The sequence below is a fragment of the Nocardioides sp. JQ2195 genome (genome assembly GCF_012272695.1).
Classification (GTDB): Bacteria; Actinomycetota; Actinomycetes; order Propionibacteriales; family Nocardioidaceae; genus Nocardioides.
Window position 1 is genome coordinate 559,118 of record NZ_CP050902.1, and the last position, 20,185, is coordinate 579,302.

Consider the following 20,185-nt stretch of genomic DNA (forward strand, 5'->3'; position numbering starts at 1 on the left):
TCGTGCCGACTCGGCGTTGTTGGGCGTCAACTCGTGCCGACTCGGCGTTGTTGGGCGTCAACTCGTGCCGACTCGGCGTGTTTCAGGGGCGCAGGACGGCGAAGTCTCCGAGCATGATCTGCATGTCGAACCGGCGACGGGCCAGCTTCCAGCCCTCCGGCGTGCGCTGCCACTGGTCGTCGTACTCACCCATGCACTCGAAGAACGAGCCCTCCATGGGTCCGGCGCCGACGTGGTGCACGCGGGCGTAGGTCAGCGATCGGGCGGTGTCGCCGTCGACCGTGACCCGGTGGTTGCCGAGCAGGTGCTGGGTCGCTCCCACGCCACCGAGGTGCGAACGGACCTGCGCGACGATCGCCTCGGCGCCGTCCTTGCCGTAGCCGTGGGCATCGGGGGTGAACGCGTCACGCAGGAAGTCGTCGTCGCGGCGGTCGAGGGCAGAGGCGATGTGAGCCAGCTGCTCGATGACCTGCGTGCGGTCGTCGTCCAGGTGTCCGGCTGGGTCGCTCATGCCGGCTCGCCCTTGGCGCCACGGACCAGGAGCGCGGGCGCCTCGTCACGGCCGTCGAGGACGCGGCTGGTGCGCTTGGCGACCCGCCACCCCTCGGCCGTGCGAACGACCTCGAAGTGGTGCGCGGTGGCACGGCGTACGACGAACTCCGGCGCCTCCTCGAACGCGCCGCCCTGGTTGACGATCATCAGCGAGTGGCACACCGCAACGGCTTCGTCACCCGTGACCTGCACCCGGACCGGGCCGAGGAAGTGGGCGCATCCACCGGCGATCCAACCCTGGTGGTTCTTCGAGCGCACCATGGCGCGGATCTGGTCGCGCCCGGCCATGCTGATCTCGTCGACGTCGTAGATGCCGTCCTCGGTCCACAGGTCGGCAACCATCTCGGCCTCGCCGGCGTCGACCAACGGCCCGTAGGCCGCGACCAGTTGGCTGATCTCCTGTTCGTCCTCCACCGCGCGCAGGCGCAGCTCGAGTCGTTCGATCCTGTCGAGCAGGACGTCGTGGTTCATGGGTGCTCCTCCCTCAGGTGGACAAGGTCCGTCAGCTGAACAGGGGTTCGGCGGCGGCGATCGCGGCCAGTGCTTCGAGCTGCTCGCAGTAGTGCGTGGCCGACTCGGCGTGCACCGCGGTGCTGACCACCGTGGCACCGGCCTCGAGCACGCGGGCGATCTGGTCGCGGGTGCGGTCGGGGTCGCCGATCGGGTCCAGTGGACGCCCGGCGCTGAGCGAGACCTCGAAGCCCTCGGGCACGTCCGACCCGGCGAGCATGCGAGTGAGCTCGTCGAGGGCCAGGCCGAACGGCACCCAGCCGTCCGCGAGCGTGAGCGCGCGGCGCAGCGAGCGCGGCGTACGACCCCCGATCCACAGGGGCAGGTGCTCCTGGACGGCGTGCGGCTCGATGACGAGGTCCTCGAAGTCGAAGTGCGAGCCGTGATAGCTGGGCACGCGCTCGCCGAGGCTGGCGCGCAGCGCCTTGAGGGCGTCGTCGGCAATGGCACCGCGGCCCTCGAAGGTGGCGCCGAGCAGCTCGAACTCCTCGGCCAGGGTGCCGACACCCAGGCCCAGGGTGACCCGACCGTCCGAGACGAGGTCGAGGGTGCCGTAGCGCTTCGCGATCTCGAGCGGGTGGTGGTAGCCGAGCACGAGGACCTGCGTCACCAGCCGGATGTCCGTGGTGCGGGCGGCCAGGTAGCTGAGGGTGACCAGCGGGTCCCAGTACGTCGCCCCGCGCTGCTCGGCGACCTCCACCGGGACCGCCACGTGCTCACTGCAGGTCAGGTGGTGGAAGCCGAGCCGATCGGCAGCCTCCGCGATCGCAGTCAGCTCGGCGATGCCGGCCTTGTCCTCCCACGTGCTGTGGGCTCCGGGGTTGGCGGTGACGATCGGGCTGGTGATGCCGATGCGCATGGTTGCTCCTGCCTCTGGCTGGGTGTCGCTCCGAGCCTGTCATCGACGCTCGACCGGGGTCGGCGAGCTCCCACTGAACGGGCCCTGAAATGAATTTCAGAAAAGCCTTGCCGGGGTCGATCCGGCAGCCTAGAATCAATTTCAGTTTGGGGGATGTCACCGAATACTGGAGGAGAGCACGATGTCCGCAATGGAGACCGTCGAGCAGCCGGAGAAGACCGGCCGGGAACTGCCGCCGTCCATGGTCGAGCGGATGACGTTGATCCTTGATGCGTTCCAGGGCGCGACCACGCGACTGACGCTCGAGCAGGTGGCCCGGGCCACGCACCTTCCCCGATCCACTGCGCACCGCATCCTCGACCAGCTCGTCAGCCTGGCGTGGCTGGAGCACACGCCGTTCGGCTACGGTCTCGGCTCGCGCTCGCTCAAGCTGGGCCACGCCGCTGACCGGGGCAACCACGAGCTGCGGGCCGAGGCGGCCCCCATGCTGCACGACCTGATGGTCCAGACCGGCCTGGTCGTCCACCTGGCCGTGCTGGTCAACGGCGAGGTCTCCTACCTCGACAAGGTCGGTGGCCGCTTCGCCGGCTCCGTCCCGTCCCGTGTCGGAGGTCGTGCCCCGGTGCACTCGACCGCCCTGGGCAAGTCGATGCTGGCCTGGCTCGAGGCCGAGACCGTCGAGGAGATGGTCGGTGAGGCACTCGCCCGCAGCACGCGGCGTACGATCGCCGACCGCCTGACCCTGCATCAGGAGCTGCACCGCATCCGTGGACGCGGCGGGCTCGCCTTCGAGCGCGGCGAGTGCTTCCCCAACATCTCCTGCGTTGCGGCTGCGGTGCGCGGTGTGGACGGCCCGATCGGCGCCATCTCCTTGGTCGGTGACGCCCAGGCGCCCCTCGAGCGGGTTGCGCCACTGGTGACCATGGCCGCCCGTTCGATCTCCCACAAGCTCTCCCCGGAGCTGGCCCAGCAGGTGCGTCCCCGTCGTCGCCCCCGTGCCGGGGTGCCGCAGGAGACCTTCTCCTCCGAGACCATGGGCCGGCTGATGGCCGTCGGCAACGGCGGCTGGATGTAGCCCGCAGGTCTCCGGCACCGGGTCGGGACGTCTGTGTCATCGCTTCGTGCGACGACCCCGGCGTCCCGATCCGCGTCCGGGGGCCGGGCTCAGCCCCAGCGGAAGCCGTCGCCCCAGTTGAGGAACGAGGCGGGGGTGGCATCGGGGTTGCGGCGAGACGGGTCGTTGAACTCGGTCCCGAACGCGCCCCGGTAGAAGATCATCGGCCGCTCGTAGCCCTCGTACTCCAGCTCCTGGACCCGACCGATCACGACGTCGTGGTCGCCGGCCAGGTGCACGGTCTCCACCTCGCAGTGCACCCGCAGCATCACACCTTCCAGCGCCGGCGCACCCCACGCGGAGAGCTCCCAGTCGAGTCCCTCGAAGCGGGCGCCTCGGCTCGAGCCGAAGCGGGCGCACAGCTCGGCCTGCTCCTCGCCGAGCACGTTCACGCAGAACCGTCCGCTCCTGCTGATCCGCGGCCAGCTGCGGCCGCGGTGGTCCGCGCAGAACAGGATCAGCGGCGGCTCGAGGGAGACCGAGGCGAAGGACTGGCACGCGAAGCCGACCGGTCCCTCGTCGTCGACGCCGGTCACGATGGTCACGCCGGAGGCGAAGATGCCCATGGCGGCGCGCATCTCATCGGGGGTCGGCCCGGTTCGAGTGCTGATGTCGGTCTCGCAGATTTGGGTGCTCATGGTGACGATCATCCGGAACTCGGTGCGCCGGGTGGCCGATCGTCCCGGTCAGTGGCCGCCATCGTTGGCGGTGGCGCGGGCGCCCGGCCCGCTCCCGGTGATCGGGATCGCCGGGAGCGTCCGGACCCCAGGGGACCTAACGTGCGGAGGGTGACTGAACTGACCCGCGAATCGACCCTGCGTGAGTTGAAGACCGACAACGGCGTGCTGCGCTACCACGAGGCCGGCGACCCGGACGCGCCGCCGCTGGTGATGCTGCACGGCTCCGGCCCCGGCGTCAGCGCATGGCGCAACTACCGTGGCAACCTGCCGCTCTTCTCCCAGCACTTCCGGTGCCTGGCCCTGGAGTTCCCGGGTTTCGGGGTCAGCGACGACACCGACCTGCACCCGATGGCCGCGGCCTTCCCCGCCGTCGGCACGTTCCTCGACGAGCTCGGCCTCGACCGGGTGAACATGATCGGCAACTCCATGGGCGGCATCGTGGCCACCCGCTTCGCGATCGCCCAGCCCGAGCGGATCGACAAGCTGGTCACCATCGGCGGCATGGGCCGCAACATCTTCAGTCCGGCGCCCGGCGAGGGCCTCAACCTGCTCACCGACTTCGTCGAGGACCCGACCCGCGAGCGGCTCGTCGCCTGGCTCAAGTCGATGGTGTACGACGAGTCGTTGGTCACCGAGGAGCTGATCGAGGAACGCCTCGCCGTCGCCAAGGACCCGGCGACCCTGGCCGCCGCGAAGCGGATGTACGGCCGGGGCGTGCTGCAGCACATGGCGAAGCTGGCCGAGAAGTCTCCGGAGCCGCCGTACTGGGCGATGCTCCACAAGATCACCGCGAAGACCTTGATCACCTGGGGTCGCGACGACCGGGTCAGCCCCGTCGACATGATGCTGCTGCCGATGCGGACCATCCCGCACGTCGAGGTGCACGTGCTGCCCAACTGTGGGCACTGGACCATGATCGAGCAGAAGGCGGCGTGGGAGTCCACCGTCCTCGCCTTCCTGACGAGGGAGGACTGAGATGTTCGACGAGGAATTCGACCTGGTCGTCGTCGGCTCCGGAGGCGGTGGCATGGTCGCCGCACTCGCCGCCGTCGAGGAGGGGCTCAGCGTCCTGGTCGTCGAGAAGGCGAAGAAGTTCGGCGGCTCCACCGGCATCTCGGGTGGCGGCATCTGGATCCCGAACAACCCGACCCTGCGCCGCCGTGGACACCACGACTCGCGTGCGTCCATCCGGCGCTACCTCGACCTCCTGACCGAGGGCCGGGTTGCTCCGGAACGCCTCGACGCGTTCGTCGACAACGGGCCGGCCACGATGGAGCTGCTCGAGAAGTCGAGGTGGATGAAGTTCAGCTGGACCAAGGGCTACGCCGACTACCACCCGGAGTACGACGGCGGCCGGCCGCTGGGCCGATCGATCGAGCCGAAGCCGTTCGACACCCGCAAGCTCGGTGACGACGAGCAGTTCCAGCGCCCGAACAGCATGAAGGGCCCGCTCGGGCTCTGGGTGACCAGCAAGGACTACCACGACCTGGCCATGGTCAAGCGCACCTGGCGCGGCCGTTGGGCCTCGGTGGTGGCGGCGTGGCGGGTGTCGTCGAACGTCGTCCGGCGTCGGCACATGGCCACCGGTGGGCGGGCGCTGGTCGCCAGGCTCCGGATGGCCCTCAAGGACGCGGGCATCCCGTTGCGCCTGCAGACCTCGATGACCGAGCTGGTCACCGAGGACGGCAGGGTCACCGGGATCGTGACGACCACTCGCGACGGCGCCGTACGCCGGATCGGCGCGCGCCGCGGCGTACTCCTGGCCTCGGGTGGCTTCGACCACAACCCGCAGCTGCGCGACCAGTACCTGCCGGAGGGCGGCAAGGAGAACCACAGCCTCGGCGCCCGGGAGAACACCGGTGACGGCATCCTGGCCGGCCAGGGCCTCGGTGCGGCCGTCGACCTGATGGACGACGCGTGGTGGATGCCGTCGGTGGAGCACCCGGCAGGTGCCACCATCCCCTTGGTCTCCGAACGCGCCATCCCGGGGCACGTGATCGTCTCCGCCGACGGGAAGCGGTTCACCAACGAGGCGTCGCCCTACGTCAACTTCGTGCACGACCAGCTCGAGGGCAAGCACCTGCCGGCCTGGTTCGTGATGGACGCGCGAGCCCGTGCTCGCTACCCGTTCGCCCAGATCCTGCCCGGGGCGCCGATCCCGAGGGACTTCTACGACAAGGGACTGGCCCACAAGGCCGCCACCATCGAGGAGCTCGCCGCCGCGATCGACGTACCGGCTGAGGCGTTGGCCGAGACCGTGGCCCGCTTCAACGGCTTCGTCGAGAGCGGGATCGACGAGGACTTCGGACGCGGAGCCAGCGCCTACGACCGCTACTACGGCGACCCGACGCTGAAGAACCCGAATCTCGACCGGGTCGACAAGGCGCCGTACTACGCGATGCAGATCCAGGTCGGCGACCTCGGCACGAAGGGCGGCCTGGTCACCGACGAGCACGCCCGGGTGCTGCGCGAGGACGGCTCGGTGATCGCCGGTCTCTACGCCACCGGCAACACCTCGGCATCGGTGATGGGCAACGAGTACGCCGGTCCCGGCGCGACCATCGGCCCCGCAATGGTGTTCGGCTACGTCGCCGCCCGCCACGCCGCTTCCTGACACCTGACCCGTCGGTCCCCGCGCTGTGCCGTGGGGGCCGACGGGTCTGCTCATCGTGGGTGTCGGACACTTCCTCGGCAGGTCGTCCCGATCAGCGGGAGACGCGCAACGGCCCGCTCGCCGGACTGTGATCGTGGTGGGGTCGCCACCAAGAGAAGAGACCAAGAATGACCAACACCGTGCTGCAGGCAGTCGAGGCCCACGCTGAGGAGCTCGCTGCCCTCGCCCCCGAGAACGAGAAGCTGGGGCGGTTGAGCGACCGCGCCGTGGAGATCCTCCGCGAGACCGGCGTGATCCGGATGCTTCAGTCGGCCAAGTACGGCGGCGCCGAGGCGCACCCCCGCGACTTCGCCGAGGTGGTCATGCGGTTGGCCTCGCTCGACGGGTCGACCGGCTGGGTGGCCGGCATCGTGGGCGTTCACCCGTGGGAGATGTCGATGTGCGACCCCCGCGTGCAGGAAGAGATCTGGGGTGAGGACCACGACACCTGGATCGCCTCGCCCTACGCGCCGATGGGCGTCCTGCGTCCGGTCGAGGGTGGCTACATCTTCAACGGGCACTGGCAGTTCTCGTCGGGCACCGACCACTGCGACTGGATCTTCCTCGGTGCGTTCCTCGGTGACGAGGACGGCAACACGATCATGCCGCCGAAGAACTACCACGTGATCCTGCCCCGCTCCGACTACGAGATCGTCGACGACTCGTGGGACGTCGTGGGCCTGCGCGGCACCGGCTCCAAGGACGTCATCGTCAAGGATGCCTTCATCCCCGAACACCGCGTCGTCGAGTTCGCGAAGTTCCTCGACGGCTCCCAGCCGCGCGAGTCCGGCCACACCGACCCGAGCTTCCACATCCCCTTCACCACGGCGTTCCCGCTGGGCATCACCTCGGCCGTCATCGGCATCGCCGAGGGTGCGCTGAACGCACACCTGGCCTACCAGAAGAACCGGGTCCAGATCACCGGCACGAAGGTGAAGGACGACCCGTACGTGCTCTACGCGATCAGCGCCGCAGCCGCGGAGATCAAGGCCTCCCGCACCGCGATGCTCGAGAACGTCACCTACTTCTACGAGAAGGCGAAGCGGGGCGAGGAGGCGACGCTCACCGAGCGCGCCGACTCCCGGCGTACCCAGGTCGCCGCTGCCTGGCGCGCAGTCCGCGCGATGGACGAGGTGGTTGCCCGGTCCGGGGGCAACGGACTGCGGATGGACAACCCCATCCAGCGGTTCTGGCGCGACGGCCACATGGGCCTGGCGCACGCGATCCACGTGCCCGGCTCGGTCTTCCACGCCACCGCACTGACCGACATCGATGTCACCCCGCCGCCCGGCCCGATGCTGTCGATGATCTGACGGTTCGTACGTCGACCGACCGACCTCCCTCCCTGCTTCCCGACCCCCCACGACCGAAGGACCAAGAGATGACCCAGATCCGAGCACTCGGCTACCTCAAGGTGCAGAGCCAGGACATTGCGCGTTGGCGCGAGCTGACCGTCGACTGCCTGGGCATCCAGGAGACCGCCGGTCCCGTCGCCGACGGCCTCTATCTGCGCATGGACGAGCGGGCGGCCCGACTCATCGTCGTCCCCGGTGACAGCGACAAGGTGCTGGCCGTGGGTTGGGAGGTGCGGGACCAGTTCGCGCTGTCCTCCGTCGGCCGCGCCGTCGAGGCCGCTGGGGTGGGCGTCAAGGTGCTCACCCAGGAGGAGTGCGACGAACGCCGTGTCGAGGCCGGCATCTTCTTCGAGGACCCCTCCGGCACCCCGGTCGAGGTGTTCTTCGGCCCGGTCCTCGACCACAGCCCGGTGCTCACCGGCCACGCGCAGAAGTTCATCACCGGCGACCAGGGCATGGGCCACGTCGTGCTCCCCACGACCAACCCGGAGGAGACGGTGGCCTTCTACACCGAGGTCCTCGGCTTCCTGCCGCGCGGAGCGATCCGCCTCGGTGGCCTCGACTCGCCGCCGCCCGTGCGTCGGGTCCGCTTCATGGGCGTCAACCAGCGCCACCACAGCCTGGCGGTGTGCCCGGCCCCGCACGGTGAGGCCCCCGGCCTGGTGCACCTGATGATGGAGGTCGACTCCCTCGACGCCGTCGGCCGGGCCCTCGACAAGGTCAACAAGGCGGGCTTCTCGCTCTCCTCGACCCTCGGTCGCCACACCAACGACAAGATGGTCTCGTTCTACGTCCGCGCGCCGGGCGGCTGGGACCTCGAGTACGGCACCGAGGGCATGCTCGTCGACGAGGCCTACTACACGGCCGAGGAGATCACTGCGGACTCCTACTGGGGACACGACTGGTCCGGCTCCGAGCCGCTGGCCGCCTTCACCCCGCCCCAGTGATCGTCGACCCGGCACGTGTTGACGCCTGAGGGCGCCGACCCGGCACGTGTTGACGCCTGAGGGCGCCGACCCGGCACGTGTTGACGCCTGAGGGCGCCCGATCCCGGCAATGCAGAACGGGACCACCGCGTCGTGAACTTGTCGTTCGACAACGCTGTGGTCCCGGTCTGTGCCGGAGCGGCAGTGAGTGCGGTGGATCAGTCCTGGTGGGACGGGGGCAGCATCTTCTTCGAGGCCTCGTGCGCGCCCAGCACCAGCTTGTGCCGGTCGGTGCCGCTGCGGATCGAGACCACCTTCTCGTTGCCCTCGGCAACCTGGACCGGGCCCTTGGTGAGAGCGGCGAGCGCCTGACGCGCGACGTCCTCCGGCTCGGAGACGTGCATGCCGGGGATGTCGAAGTTGAGACCGGCGCGTGCCATTGCCGGTGTGCGGGTGACGCCGAGGACGAACTCGACGACGTCGACGTCGTGGTCGCGCATCTCCACCCAGAGGCCTTCGGCGAACACCCGGCAGAACGCCTTCACGGCTGCGTAGATGCTGATCTGGGCGGAGCCCAGGAAGCCGGCGGTCGAGCCCACCAGCAGGATGCCGCCGCGACGCCGCTCCTTCATCGGGCCACCGAACAACTGCACCAGCTCCAGCTGGGCGGTGATGTTGAGGTCGATGACCTTGGCGAACTTCTCCAGGTCGCCGGTCACGAACTCGTGGCCGTAGGTGTTGGCGCCGGCGTTGAAGACCAGCAGCCCGACCTCGAGCCCGTCGGTGACCTCGGTGATCTGCTTGATCGCGCCAGGTTCGGTGAGGTCCACCGACAGCGTCCGGACTTCGACGCCATGGGTACGGCGTACGGCCTCTGCGGTCTCCTCCAGCGGGCCGGGCTTGCGCGCCAGCAGGACCAGGTTGATCCCGGCGGCGGCGAGCTGGTCGGCGAAGGAGGCGCCGACGCCCTCGGACCCGCCGGCGATGACCGCCCAGGGGCCGTACTTGGTCGAATCGATGGGGTTGTTCATGCGTGCTCGTGCTCCTGGGAATCGGGGTTGGTCTTGAGGTCGTCCTCGATCTGGACCTTCACGTCGCCGCGATGGACGGCGGCGCGGACGGAGTCGCGCAACGAGCCGCAACCGGAGAACGCGGTCCCATTGGGACCCGGCCGCGGGGAGGCAGCGCGACGTTCGACGCACGCCTCGGCGGCTTCGGCCGACCACTGCAAGGAGGTCTGCTCCCAGCTGCTCTTGCGCACCAGCACGCAGGCTCCGCACGCATCGCACTCGACGGGCTGCATCGGCCCGTCGGCGAGGCGGTTGTCGGGACGGACGGCCATCAGACCGGCTGGCCCTGGTCGGAGGCTGAAGCGGCCTCACGGGCGGCGATGTTCTCGGCGACCTCGCGCTTCCACGCCTCGTTGGGACGGTCGGTGTCGATCTCGAACTCGAACCGGTCCGTCATCTCGTCGGTGACGTCCTCGACGTCGACGTAGAACTGCTCGTACCAGCGACGCAGCTGGTAGACCGGCCCGTCCTCCTCGCACAGCAGCGGGTTGTCGATGCGTGCCTTGTTCTTCCAGATCGTGACGTCCTGCTCGAAGCCGAGCCGGATGAAGTCGCCCATCTTGCGGGCCAGCGCGTTGGCCTCCGCATCCTCCATGCCCGGCTTCTTCTCCACGATCACGCCGTACTGCAGCACGAAGGAGTTCGAGTCGATCGGGTAGTGGCAGTTGATCAGGACGCTGTTGATGTCACCGTCGTCGTAGTGGTAGGTCAGGTCGTCGATCATGAACGACGGGCCGTGGTAGGACGCGACAGAGCTGTTGCCCAGCGACTTCGGCGCCTTGCTGCCGGCACTCTGGGGACGGGCGATGTCCTCACGGCCGGTGCCCTCCATGAACTGGGTGGCGGTGGTGCCCTCGAAGATGTTCTTGAAGTACGTGGGGAACGAGTAGTGGATGTAGAAGAAGTGCGCCATGTCCACCACGTTGTCGACGATCTCGCGGCAGTTCGCGCCCTCGATGACCGTGGTGTACCAGGTCCAGTCGGTCCAGTTCTCGTCGGTCGCGCCGGCGATCCGGGGGATGGTCACGTCCTCGGGGGGCGGGTTGCCCTGCGGGTCGTTCCAGACGAACAGCATGCCGTCCTGGACCAGTGTCGGCCACGACGCCGTACGGGCGCGCATCGGGACGCGGCGGGCGTAGGGGATCTCCTTGCAGCGGCCGTCGCCGCCCCAGCGCCAGTCGTGGAACGGGCAGGCGATGTTGTTGCCCTTGACCGTGCCCTGCGACAGGTCGCCGCCCATGTGGCGGCAGTAGCCGTCGAGCACGTTGACCGTGCCGTCCTCACCGGCGAAGACCACCAGCTTCTCGCCGAACGCCAGGACTTGGTGCGGCTTGCCGTCCTGGAAGTCCTTGGCCAGGCCGAGGCAGTGCCATCCACGCGCGAACCTCGTGGGTGCTGCGTCGGCCTCGATCCGGCGTACTTCGTCGTCCACTGCGGTCATTTTCCGTCTCCGTCCGTGCCTGGGCTGGTGTGCCACTGACCGATCTGCTCCATCGAGTGTCGAGCGGTCGCGCGCCGTCGGCGTGGAGCAGTCCCACTGATCGGAAGGAGCGGGGTTCCCGGCTCGGGTGCGACCGCATTCTGGGGCCATGAGCCATCAAGTGCTGGACAACGTGCGAGACCTGCTGCCGTCGATCGCGGATCGTGCGGAGGCCACCGACCACGCCCGGAAGGTGTCGGAGGTGACCATCGCGGAACTCACCGCGGCGGGCATGTTCCGCATGCTGCAACCCAAGAAGTACGGCGGCCTGGAGGCCGACCCGCTCGCGTTCTACGAGGCAGTCCGGCTGATCTCCGGCGCGTGTGGTTCCACCGGATGGGTGAGCTCGGTGGTGGGCGTGCACCCGTGGCAGCTGGCGTTGTTCCCCAAGGCCGCGCAGGACGAGGTGTGGTCGGCCGGACCCGACACGTTGCTGGCGTCGTCGTACGCCCCGGTCGGCCAGATGAAGCGCGCCGACGGAGGCTTCCGGCTCAAGGGCCGGTGGAGCTTCTCGTCGGGGTGCGACCACGCCGACTGGGTGCTGCTCGGCGCGCTGGTGCTGGGCCCGACCGGCAACCCGATCGACTTCATCACGGCCCTGATGCCGCGGGAGGACTTCCAGGTCGTCGACGTGTGGAACACCGTCGGGCTGCGCGGGACGGGCAGCAACGACGTGGTCGTCGACGACGTCTTCGTTCCCGAGCACCGCACGCTGCGCAACTTCGAGCACTCCCGGCTGAGCGGCCCCGGCCAGAAGGTCAACAAGGGGCCGCTCTACCGGCTTCCGTTCGGGGCCATCTTCACCACCACGGTGACCGCGCCGGTGCTCGGCGCGGTCGCGGGGTGCCTGGACTCGTACGTCGGGGAGATGGCCGACCGTCTGCGTCTCAGCCTCGGCGGCGGCCGTTTCGCCGATGACCAGTTCGCCCAGGTCGCGGTGGCTCGCGCCTCGTCGCTGGTCGATGCCTCGATCCTGCAGATGGACCGCAACATCGCCGAGATGTTTGCCGCCGCGTCCGCCGGTCGGGAGATCCCGATGGAGCTGCGACTGCGCACCCGCAGGGACCAGGTGCTCGGTGCGGAGCGGGCCCTCGAGGCGATCGACATCCTCTTCAAGACCGCCGGCGGGAGCTCGCTGCACTGGTCGAGCGCGATCAGCAGGGCCTGGCGCGACGCCCACGCCGGTTCCGTCCACGTCGCCAACGACGTCGAGCGCACGCTGGCTCTCTACGGCAAGGGCGCCTTCGGGATCACCGTCGAGGACAACCTGATCTGACGAACGGTGGGTTCTTGATGCGCGAACCGGCGGTTCCTGCGCCTCGAACGATGGGTTCTTGATGCGCGGTTCGCGTCACGTGGAGGTTGCACGAGGACATCCGGCGACAATCCCGGTCAGCGGTAGGGTTCCGGGCGTTGCCGGCAACATCGCGGGAAAATGGGTGTCCACAACGACGAGGGGATGACGTGGCCAGAATTGGCGAGGTGAGGGCGCCGGCAAAGCCGAACTCACCGCAGCAGGAGGCGCGCGTGCAGCGGATCCTGCGCGCAGCTGCCCGGCAGGGTGCGGGCAACGGACTCGAGCGCGTCCAGATGCAGGAGGTGGCCAAGGAGTCCGGTGTCGCGATCGCCACGCTCTATCGCTACTTCCCGTCGAAGATGCACCTCTTCACCGCGGTCATGCAGGCCCAGATCGATCGCATCCAGGCGTACGCATCCCCTCCGGCGTGCGGTGACGACCCGGTCGAAGCGGTCACCCGACTGTTGCTCGAGGCCACTCGACAGATGCTCGGGTCGCCACTTCTCGCGCACGCCATGATGGTCTCCAACAACGCGGCGATCCATGCGACCGAGGCGGAGGCGGGTCAGACCTCGGCCAGCTTCACGCAGCTGCTGCTGGACACGGCCGGTCGCGAGAAGCCCGGTGACCGTGACATCCAGCTCGCTCGGCTGGTGGAGCAGGCGTGGTACGGCGTGCTCACCGCCGCGCTCAACCAGCGCACCCCTCACGAGCAGGTGGTGGACGACCTGCGGGTGACCTGCCAGCTGCTGCTTGCAGACTGGTCGACCACATAGCGTACCGCTCAACGGGAGTTCCCTCCGCAGGGGCTTCGCCAAGCCCTAGCGTCACGACCATGAACAGGTTCAGCGGTGCGAATGTCCTCGTCACAGGGGCTGGCTCCGGCATCGGGCGGGCCACCGTGCGGCGACTGGTCTCCGAGGGCGCGGCCGTCTGTGCCGTCGACCGGGACGAGGAGGGCCTGGCCGAGACGGCCGAGACGTCGCAGGGTCCCGGCCGCGTCGAGACCGCGGTCGTCGACGTCACCGACGAGTCCCAGGTGATCGCCACGGTCGACGCTGCTGCCGAGGTGCTGGGCGGGATCGAGATCTTGATCAACGTGGCCGGCATCCAACGGACGACCCCGATCGAGACGCTCAGCGTGGCCGACATGCGCGAGCTGTTCGAGGTGAACACGATCGGGACCGCGCTGTTCTGTCGCGAGGCGCTGCGCCACCTGCCGAACGACGTCGGGGTGATCGTCAACGTGGCCTCGACCTCGGCCGACCACGGCAATCCCTACATGAGCGCGTACGCCGCCTCGAAGGGTGCGGTGCTCGCGCTCAGCAAGACGCTGGCCGCGGAGCTGGTGGGGCGTGGCATCCGCGTCGTACCGGTCTCCCCGGGGACCACGGCCACGCCGCTCACGGCTGCCGTCACGCCGGGCGACCTCGACTTCAGCTACTTCGACCGCGTGCGTTCGTTGCTGGGCAGAGCCCAACCCGAGCAGATCGCCGCCGCCATCGTGTTCGCAGCCTCGCCCGACGCGTCGTACCTCACCGGTGCGGAGCTGCGCGTCGACGGCGGCTCCCACACCTGAGAACTGGAGGACCCCATGTCGCGAACCGTTGTCGTCACCGGAGCAGCATCCGGCATCGGCAGGGCCACCGCCGATCTCCTCGTCGAACGAGGCGATCGGGTGATCGGTGTGGACCTGCGTGATGCCGACGTGTGCTCGGACCTGTCCAGCCCTGACGGGCGTGCGGAAGCCGTGGCCGGCGTAATCGCGCTGTCGCCGACGGTGGACGCGGTCGTGGCCTGTGCCGGCATCTCCGGCAACTCACCCGCCGTGATCGCGATCAACTTCTTCGGCGTGACCGAGTTCGTCACCGGTCTGCTGCCCGCACTGGGAGGGTCGTCCGCTCCGCGGGTAGCGGTCGTCGCCTCCAGCGTGGCCGTCCATGCCTCCGACGCGGCGCTGGGTGAGGCCTGCCTGGCCGGTGAGGAGGAGTCGGCGCTCAAGCGTGCTGTCGAGCTCGACGCCGAGGGTCGGGGCTCGGCGATCTATCCGGGATCGAAGGCCGCGCTGGCCCGCTGGGTACGCCGCGAGAGCGTCACGTCCGACTGGGCCGGCGCCGGCATCGCGCTGAACGCGGTCGCCCCGGGCATCGTGCGCACGCCGATGAGCGCGCAGATCTTCGAGGACCCGCGGATGATCGCCGCAGCCGACCAGGCACTGCCGATGCCGCTGAACGGACACCAGGACCCCGAGGTGCTCGCCTCGGCCCTGGCCTTCCTGGTCGCGGAGGAGAACACGCACATCACCGGGCAGGTCATCTTCTGCGACGGTGGCGGCGAAGCCGTGAACCGCGGCGCGGACGTCTTCTGACTTCTCGCCCACCACACAACGGAACATCCCGGTCACCAGGTGACCGGGATGCTCCGCGTCCCAGGCGCGTGTCAGTTGGCGATGTTCTCCACGCCGGTGGTGTCGAGCGCGGCCACCGAGTAGGCCGCGTAGGTCTGGTGGGGCGAACGGCCCTCGAAGTGGGGCCCGAGCTGTGCGGCGAGCTCGTCCGTCGAGAACACGCCCGACGCCGCGGTGAACTTCTGCTCCACCTTGGGCGAGTCCATCAGCGCCACCATGTCGCCGTACACGACGAAGACCTGGCCGCTGATGCCTGCGGCGGCGGGTGAAGCGAGGTAGGAGACGAACGTGCCGACCCGCTCGGGGGCGAGGATGTCGAGCTCGCGCGACGCGTCGGGGTCACCGGCGAAGACGTGCGACGTCATGTCCGTGCGGGCCCGCGGCGCGATCGCGTTGGCGGTGACGCCGTAGCGCGAGAGGCCCTGGTTGGCCGAGAGGGTCAGGGCGACGATGCCGGCCTTGGCGGCCGAGTAGTTCGGCTGCCCGGCAGAGCCGAACAGGAACGCCTCGGAGGTGGTGTTGACCAGCCGGCCGTAGATCGGTCCGCCGGCAGCCTTCGACGCGGCACGCCAGTGCACGGCAGCGGCCCGGGAGAGCGACGCGTGGCCCTTGAGGTGCACGCGGATCACGTCGTCCCACGCGTCCTCGGTGAGGTTGAAGATCATCGAGTCGCGCAGGACGCCGGCGTTGTTGACCACGATGTCGAGGGAGCCGAACGTGTCGACGGCCGCCTCGACGAGACGGTCGCCGAGCGACCAGTCACCGATGTCGCCGCGGACGGCGAGCGCCTCCCCGCCGGCTTCCTTGATCTCCGCGACGACGGCGTCGCCCGCCTCGCTGTAGTCGTTGACCACCACGCGGGCGCCGGCTGCGGCCAGTGACAGCGCCTCGGCGCGGCCAAGTCCGCCGCCGGCACCGGTGACGATCGCGGTGCGTCCGGCCAGGCTGGTCTCGCTCATGTCGTTGCTTCTCCTCGTCGTCGGGTGGCCCGAGGTTCGGGCCCAGGCTCCTTCGGAACGTACGTCGGGTGTCGGCGCCCGCGCCGTCGACCGTCCCGGTCAGTGGGGCTCCCGCCGCCTGGACACGGATCACACCCGGTCAGTGGGACATCGCGAGGCACTCGGCGACCAGATCGAGCGACGCTGCTGGCTCAGCCCGCAACAGGAGGAATCCGCCATGCCCGAAGCAGTGATCGTCGAAGCCGTCCGCACACCGGTCGGCCGCCGCAACGGGTGGCTCTCCGGGATGCACCCGACCGAGATCCTCGGCGCCGCACAGCGCGGCGTCATCGAGCGAGCCGGGATCGACCCGGCCTCGGTCGAGCAGGTCGTCGGTGGCTGCGTCACCCAGGTCGGCGCCCAGTCGAACAACGTCACCCGCAACTCCTGGCTGGTGGCAGGGCTTCCCCACACGACGGCCTGCACCAGCATCGACTGCGCGTGCGGCTCCTCCCAGCAGGCGGTGCACATGGTGTCCGGACTGATCGCCTCCGGACAGATCGATGCCGGCATCGGCTGCGGTGTCGAGGCGATGAGCCGGGTCTTCCTGGGCGAGGCCCTCGCCCCCGGCACCGGGATGCCGATCCCCGACGGCTTCGAGATCGACCTGCCGGACCAGTTCACCGCCGCCGAGCGGATCGCGAAGCACTACGGCATCTCCCGCGAGGCCGCCGACGAGCTCGGCTTCGTCTCCCAGCAGCGCGCCGCCGTGGCGTGGGCCGAGGGCCGCTTCGACTCCGTGCTGCTGCCTGTCACCGCGCCGGTGATGGCCAAGCAGGAGGACGGCTCGGTGGCTCCCACGGGTGAGACGCAGGAGGTCACCCGCGACCAGGGACTGCGCGAGACCACCCTCGAGAAGCTGGCGACCCTGCAGCCCGTGGCTCCCGGTGGCATCCACACCGCCGGCAACTCGTCGCAGATCAGCGACGGCGCGGCCGCCGTACTGCTGATGAGCCGCGAGCGGGCAGCCGCCGAGGGCCTGCGTCCGCGCGCCCGGATCGTCGCCTCCGGCATGGTCGGCTCCGACCCGCACTTCCACCTCGACGGCCCGATCGCCGCCACCCACCACGTGCTCGCCAAGGCCGGCATGAAGCTCGGCGACATCGACCTCGTCGAGATCAACGAGGCGTTCGCCTCCGTCGTCCTCTCGTGGGCCAAGGAGCACAGGGCCGACATGGACAAGGTCAACGTCAACGGCGGCGCCATCGCGCTCGGCCACGCGGTCGGCTCCACCGGCGCGCGGCTGATCGCCCAGGCCCTGGCCGAGCTCGAGCGCACCGACAAGTCGACCGCCCTCGTCACCATGTGTGCGGGCGGCGCCCACGCCACCGCCACCATCATCGAACGGATCTGAGCCATGGGCAGCATCGGACTCGACGACGACCTGACCGCACTGGCCGACTCCGTGCGCGGGCTGTTGGGACGCCATGTCACCGAGGAGGCGGTCCGCGAGGCCGTCGAGGTCAAGAACGAGCAGCTCCCGGACTGGTGGTCCCTGGCCGCAGCCCAGGGCCTGTTCGGGCTGCACCTGCCCGAGGAGGTCGGCGGCTCCGGCTTCGGCCTCACCGAGGCCGCCGTGGTCGCCGAGGAGCTGGGCCGCGCCCTGGCTCCCGGGCCCTTCCTGCCGACCGTGCTCGCGTCCGCAGTGCTGCATGCCGCGGGGCACGAGACGCACCTGCCCGCGCTGGCCGCCGGTGAGTCCACCGGTGCGGTCGACCTGCTCGGTGCCGACCCGGCGGGCTCGGGTCCGGCCGGCTCTGGTCTGGTCGGTACGCCGACCCCCGACGGCCTGCGTGTCACCGGCACCAGCGGCGTCGTCATCGGTGGTCAGCTCGCTGACGTCTTCGTGCTGCCCGTCCGCGTCTCCGAGGAGACCACGTGGATCGTCGTGCCACGGGCGACGGTGCAGGTCACCGAGCAGCCGAGTCACGACCTCCTCCGCCGGTTCGCGACCGTGGCCGTGGAGGGACTCGAGGTGGCTCGGGCCGACGTGCTCGACCTGGACGCGCAGCGACCGCTCGACCTGGCTGCCGTCCTGCTCGCCGCCGAGTCCGCCGGTGTGGCCGATTGGGCCACCACGACCGCGGCCGACTACGCCAGGACACGCGAGCAGTTCGGCCAGCAGATCGGCACGTTCCAGGGCGTCAAGCACCGGGTGGCGCGGATGCTGGTGCGCACCGAGCAGGGCCGCGCCTGTGCCTGGGACGCCGCTCGGGCGCAGTCCGACGGCACGGCCCGCGACGAGGCCTCGCTCGCGGCCGCGATCGCCGGTGCGACGGCCGTTCCCGGCTCCTTCGCGGTGGTCAAGGACCTGGTCAACACGTTGGGTGGCATCGGCTACACGTGGGAGCACCTGGCCGGCTTCGCGCTGCGTCGGCTCCGCTCCACGACCATCCTGCTCGGCTCGACGGCCGCCTGGGAGCAGCGGGTCGCCGACCTCGCCCTGGGCGGCGTACGACGGCCGCTCGGCCTCGACCTCCCGCCGGAGGCGGAGGCGATCCGCAGTGAGATCGCCGCCGAGCTCGACACGGTGACGGAGGAGAATCCCCAAGCCCGGTTGGCAGAGCTCGGCTACACGGCCCCGCACTTCCCGGCGCCGTGGGGCAGGGGCGCCGACCCGGTCACCCAGGTGGTGATCGCCGAGGAGCTCGCCTCGCGCGGCCTCGAGCCGCACGACATGATCATCGGCAACTGGGCGGTCCCGACCCTGATCGCCCACGGCGACGCCGCGATCCAGGAGCGGCTCGTCCCGCCGTCACTGCGCGGCGACATCGAGTGGTGCCAGATGTTCTCCGAGCCGGGGGCAGGGTCTGACCTCGCGGCGCTCAGCACGCGGGCCGAGAAGGTCGACGGCGGCTGGCGGATCAACGGTCAGAAGGTGTGGACCTCGGGGGCGCGCAGCTCGGACTTCGCAATCCTGCTGGCCCGCACGGACAAGGACGTCGCCAAGCACAAGGGCCTGTCCTACTTCGTGCTCGACATGGCCACGCCCGGCATCGACATCCGTCCGCTGCGCGAGCTGACCGGGGGAGCGCACTTCAACGAGGTGTTCCTCGACGACGTCTTCATCCCCGACGAGATGCTGGTCGGCGAGCCGGGTGCCGGTTGGAAGCTGGCGATCACCACGCTCGCCAACGAGCGCGTGCACATGACCTCCAACTCCGCCACCGGCACCGCCGAGCTCCTCTTCGAGCACGTGGACCGCACCGACCCCGTGCAGATGGCGGCCCTCGGGCGCCTCATCGCCGACGCCCAGTCGGGCGGCCTGCTGGGCCTGCGTCAGACGATCCGGTCGGTGGCCGGGCTGCAGCCGGGAGCCGAGTCCAGCCTGGCCAAGCTGATCGCCGCGGAGAACATCCAGGACACGTGGCAGACACTGATGGAGTTCCAGGGCGCCGCGTCGCTGACCGTGGACCCGGAGGAGCGCACCGCCACCTGGTGGTTCCTCAGCAGCCGGGCGCTGACCATCGCCGGCGGAACGACCGACGTACAGCTCAACATCGTCGGCGAGCGCATCCTCGGGCTTCCGCGCTGACCCCCTCCAGGAAAGGACGTCGACCATGACCGACCAGACCACGCAGCAGCCCGAGGTCGTTCCGGGCGAGACCCGGAGGCTGGAGGTGCTGACCGCCAAGCCCAACAACGAGGGTGTCGACAGCGCCGTGGCTGCGGCCCGTCGCGTGATCGAGGCGCTGCTGCACGCCGGTGACCGGACCTCGGCCGAGATGGGGGCGATCGCGTCGCAGCTCACCGCGGTCGCCGACCACCTGGTCGAGCAGGCAGGTACCGTCGACGAGCGTCTCGTCGACATGTGGGCGGGGGAGGGCGTCACCCGGCACGACCCGATCACCGGTCCGGAGAACGCGATCGCCCCGCCACTCTCGCTCGAGGGTCGCGACGACGGCTCCATCGGGGGAGCGGTCACCCTCGGCCTGCCCTACCAGGGTCCGCCCGGCCACGTGCACGGTGGTGTGTCCTCCCTGTTGCTCGACCACGTGCTCGGCGTTGCGAACGCCTGGGCCGGTGACTCGGGGATGACCAAGGTGCTGACGCTGACCTACCACCGCCCCACGCCGCTCTTCCGAGAGCTCGAGATCACCGGCCGGCAGACGAGGGTCGAAGGCCGCAAGATCTGGACCACCGGTGAGATCACCGTCGACGGCGAGCTGTGTGTCAGCGCCGAGGGACTGTTCATCAACGCCCAGGTCGCCCGCCCCCGCTGACCGACACCCGCCCTGAAATCCTCGATAGTCCCTCACGTCTCGCATCCGAATCAGTCGGATT

The 20,185-nt window shown here is 69.7% G+C and carries 20 protein-coding genes; 12 read left to right on the forward strand and 8 right to left on the reverse strand.

All coding sequences use genetic code 11. The features are described 5' to 3' along the window. Window positions 1–82: 82 nt before the first annotated feature. From ncot_RS02645 to ncot_RS02655, 3 genes are read right to left on the reverse strand one after another with little or no spacing between them, the layout of a single operon-like run. Window positions 83–511, reverse strand: a complete 429-nt coding sequence (locus ncot_RS02645; protein ID WP_206065102.1) for a nuclear transport factor 2 family protein — start codon at window positions 509–511, stop codon at window positions 83–85. Continuing rightward, window positions 508–1,023: a nuclear transport factor 2 family protein gene (locus ncot_RS02650; RefSeq protein WP_168616212.1), complete on the reverse strand. Its 516-nt coding sequence runs from the start codon at window positions 1,021–1,023 to the stop codon at window positions 508–510. The genes ncot_RS02645 and ncot_RS02650 overlap by 4 nt, the downstream gene beginning before the upstream one ends. 31 nt (window positions 1,024–1,054) lie before the next feature. Then, window positions 1,055–1,921 (reverse strand): LLM class F420-dependent oxidoreductase, encoded by an 867-nt coding sequence (locus tag ncot_RS02655; protein ID WP_168616213.1) that lies wholly within the window; start codon window positions 1,919–1,921, stop codon window positions 1,055–1,057. A 181-nt stretch (window positions 1,922–2,102) separates the two neighbouring features. On the opposite strand from ncot_RS02655, the gene ncot_RS02660 reads away from it, so the two are divergent. Then, window positions 2,103–2,996: an IclR family transcriptional regulator gene (locus ncot_RS02660; RefSeq protein WP_206065104.1), complete on the forward strand. Its 894-nt coding sequence runs from the start codon at window positions 2,103–2,105 to the stop codon at window positions 2,994–2,996. A gap of 89 nt (window positions 2,997–3,085) precedes the next feature. On the opposite strand, the gene ncot_RS02665 is transcribed toward ncot_RS02660, so the two are convergent. Further along, window positions 3,086–3,673 (reverse strand): flavin reductase family protein, encoded by a 588-nt coding sequence (locus ncot_RS02665; protein WP_206065106.1) that lies wholly within the window; start codon window positions 3,671–3,673, stop codon window positions 3,086–3,088. 150 nt (window positions 3,674–3,823) lie between these two features. Here ncot_RS02665 and ncot_RS02670 point away from each other — a divergent pair, with 150 nt between their 5' ends. The 4 genes from ncot_RS02670 to ncot_RS02685 all read left to right on the forward strand — a co-directional run bounded on the left by ncot_RS02670 (window position 3,824) and on the right by ncot_RS02685 (window position 8,670). Next, complete coding sequence (locus ncot_RS02670; RefSeq protein ID WP_168616214.1) at window positions 3,824–4,690, forward strand: alpha/beta fold hydrolase; 867 nt, start codon at window positions 3,824–3,826, stop codon at window positions 4,688–4,690. A 1-nt stretch (window position 4,691) separates the two neighbouring features. Continuing rightward, entirely contained in the window at window positions 4,692–6,329 is a 1,638-nt protein-coding gene (locus ncot_RS02675) for an FAD-binding protein (protein ID WP_168616215.1), read from the forward strand. 167 nt (window positions 6,330–6,496) lie between these two features. Beyond that, a complete protein-coding gene (locus tag ncot_RS02680) occupies window positions 6,497–7,681 on the forward strand; it encodes an acyl-CoA dehydrogenase family protein (protein WP_168616216.1) in 1,185 nt (394 codons plus the stop codon). Between the two features lie 68 nt (window positions 7,682–7,749). Continuing rightward, complete coding sequence (locus ncot_RS02685) at window positions 7,750–8,670, forward strand: VOC family protein (protein WP_168616217.1); 921 nt, start codon at window positions 7,750–7,752, stop codon at window positions 8,668–8,670. A gap of 197 nt (window positions 8,671–8,867) precedes the next feature. Here ncot_RS02685 and ncot_RS02690 read toward each other — a convergent pair whose 3' ends face one another. The 3 genes from ncot_RS02690 to ncot_RS02700 are packed head-to-tail and all read right to left on the reverse strand — an operon-like array spanning window position 8,868 to window position 11,160. Beyond that, the gene (locus ncot_RS02690) at window positions 8,868–9,680 is read right to left on the reverse strand and encodes an SDR family NAD(P)-dependent oxidoreductase (RefSeq protein WP_168616218.1); all 813 of its coding nucleotides are present in this window, start codon (window positions 9,678–9,680) and stop codon (window positions 8,868–8,870) included. Next, window positions 9,677–9,991 (reverse strand): ferredoxin, encoded by a 315-nt coding sequence (locus tag ncot_RS02695; protein ID WP_168616219.1) that lies wholly within the window; start codon window positions 9,989–9,991, stop codon window positions 9,677–9,679. Before ncot_RS02695 ends, ncot_RS02690 begins: the two co-directional genes overlap by 4 nt. Continuing rightward, complete coding sequence (locus ncot_RS02700) at window positions 9,991–11,160, reverse strand: Rieske 2Fe-2S domain-containing protein (RefSeq protein ID WP_168616220.1); 1,170 nt, start codon at window positions 11,158–11,160, stop codon at window positions 9,991–9,993. Before ncot_RS02700 ends, ncot_RS02695 begins: the two co-directional genes overlap by 1 nt. 148 nt (window positions 11,161–11,308) lie before the next feature. On the opposite strand from ncot_RS02700, the gene hsaA reads away from it, so the two are divergent. The 4 genes from hsaA (at window position 11,309) to ncot_RS02720 (ending at window position 14,864) form a co-directional block, all read left to right on the forward strand. Next, on the forward strand, window positions 11,309–12,475 hold the full coding sequence (gene hsaA / locus ncot_RS02705) for a 3-hydroxy-9,10-secoandrosta-1,3,5(10)-triene-9,17-dione monooxygenase oxygenase subunit (RefSeq protein ID WP_168616221.1): 1,167 nt from the start codon (window positions 11,309–11,311) through the stop codon (window positions 12,473–12,475). Window positions 12,476–12,681: 206 nt separating this feature from the next. After that, window positions 12,682–13,272 (forward strand): TetR family transcriptional regulator, encoded by a 591-nt coding sequence (locus ncot_RS02710; protein ID WP_206065108.1) that lies wholly within the window; start codon window positions 12,682–12,684, stop codon window positions 13,270–13,272. A gap of 59 nt (window positions 13,273–13,331) precedes the next feature. Further along, the gene (locus tag ncot_RS02715; RefSeq protein ID WP_168616223.1) at window positions 13,332–14,075 is read left to right on the forward strand and encodes an SDR family oxidoreductase; all 744 of its coding nucleotides are present in this window, start codon (window positions 13,332–13,334) and stop codon (window positions 14,073–14,075) included. 15 nt (window positions 14,076–14,090) lie between these two features. After that, the gene (locus ncot_RS02720) at window positions 14,091–14,864 is read left to right on the forward strand and encodes an SDR family oxidoreductase (protein ID WP_168616224.1); all 774 of its coding nucleotides are present in this window, start codon (window positions 14,091–14,093) and stop codon (window positions 14,862–14,864) included. Window positions 14,865–14,935: 71 nt separating this feature from the next. Here ncot_RS02720 and ncot_RS02725 read toward each other — a convergent pair whose 3' ends face one another. After that, window positions 14,936–15,862 carry an SDR family NAD(P)-dependent oxidoreductase gene (locus ncot_RS02725; protein WP_168616225.1) on the reverse strand — a complete coding sequence of 309 codons (927 nt, stop codon included), beginning with the start codon at window positions 15,860–15,862 and terminating at the stop codon, window positions 14,936–14,938. A 217-nt stretch (window positions 15,863–16,079) separates the two neighbouring features. Here ncot_RS02725 and ncot_RS02730 point away from each other — a divergent pair, with 217 nt between their 5' ends. The 3 genes from ncot_RS02730 to ncot_RS02740 are packed head-to-tail and all read left to right on the forward strand — an operon-like array spanning window position 16,080 to window position 20,124. Next, entirely contained in the window at window positions 16,080–17,255 is a 1,176-nt protein-coding gene (locus ncot_RS02730) for a steroid 3-ketoacyl-CoA thiolase (RefSeq protein ID WP_168616226.1), read from the forward strand. A gap of 3 nt (window positions 17,256–17,258) precedes the next feature. Then, window positions 17,259–19,436, forward strand: a complete 2,178-nt coding sequence (locus ncot_RS02735; protein WP_168616227.1) for an acyl-CoA dehydrogenase — start codon at window positions 17,259–17,261, stop codon at window positions 19,434–19,436. Window positions 19,437–19,461: 25 nt separating this feature from the next. Next, entirely contained in the window at window positions 19,462–20,124 is a 663-nt protein-coding gene (locus ncot_RS02740; RefSeq protein WP_168616228.1) for a PaaI family thioesterase, read from the forward strand. The last annotated feature ends 61 nt before the right edge of the window (window positions 20,125–20,185 follow it).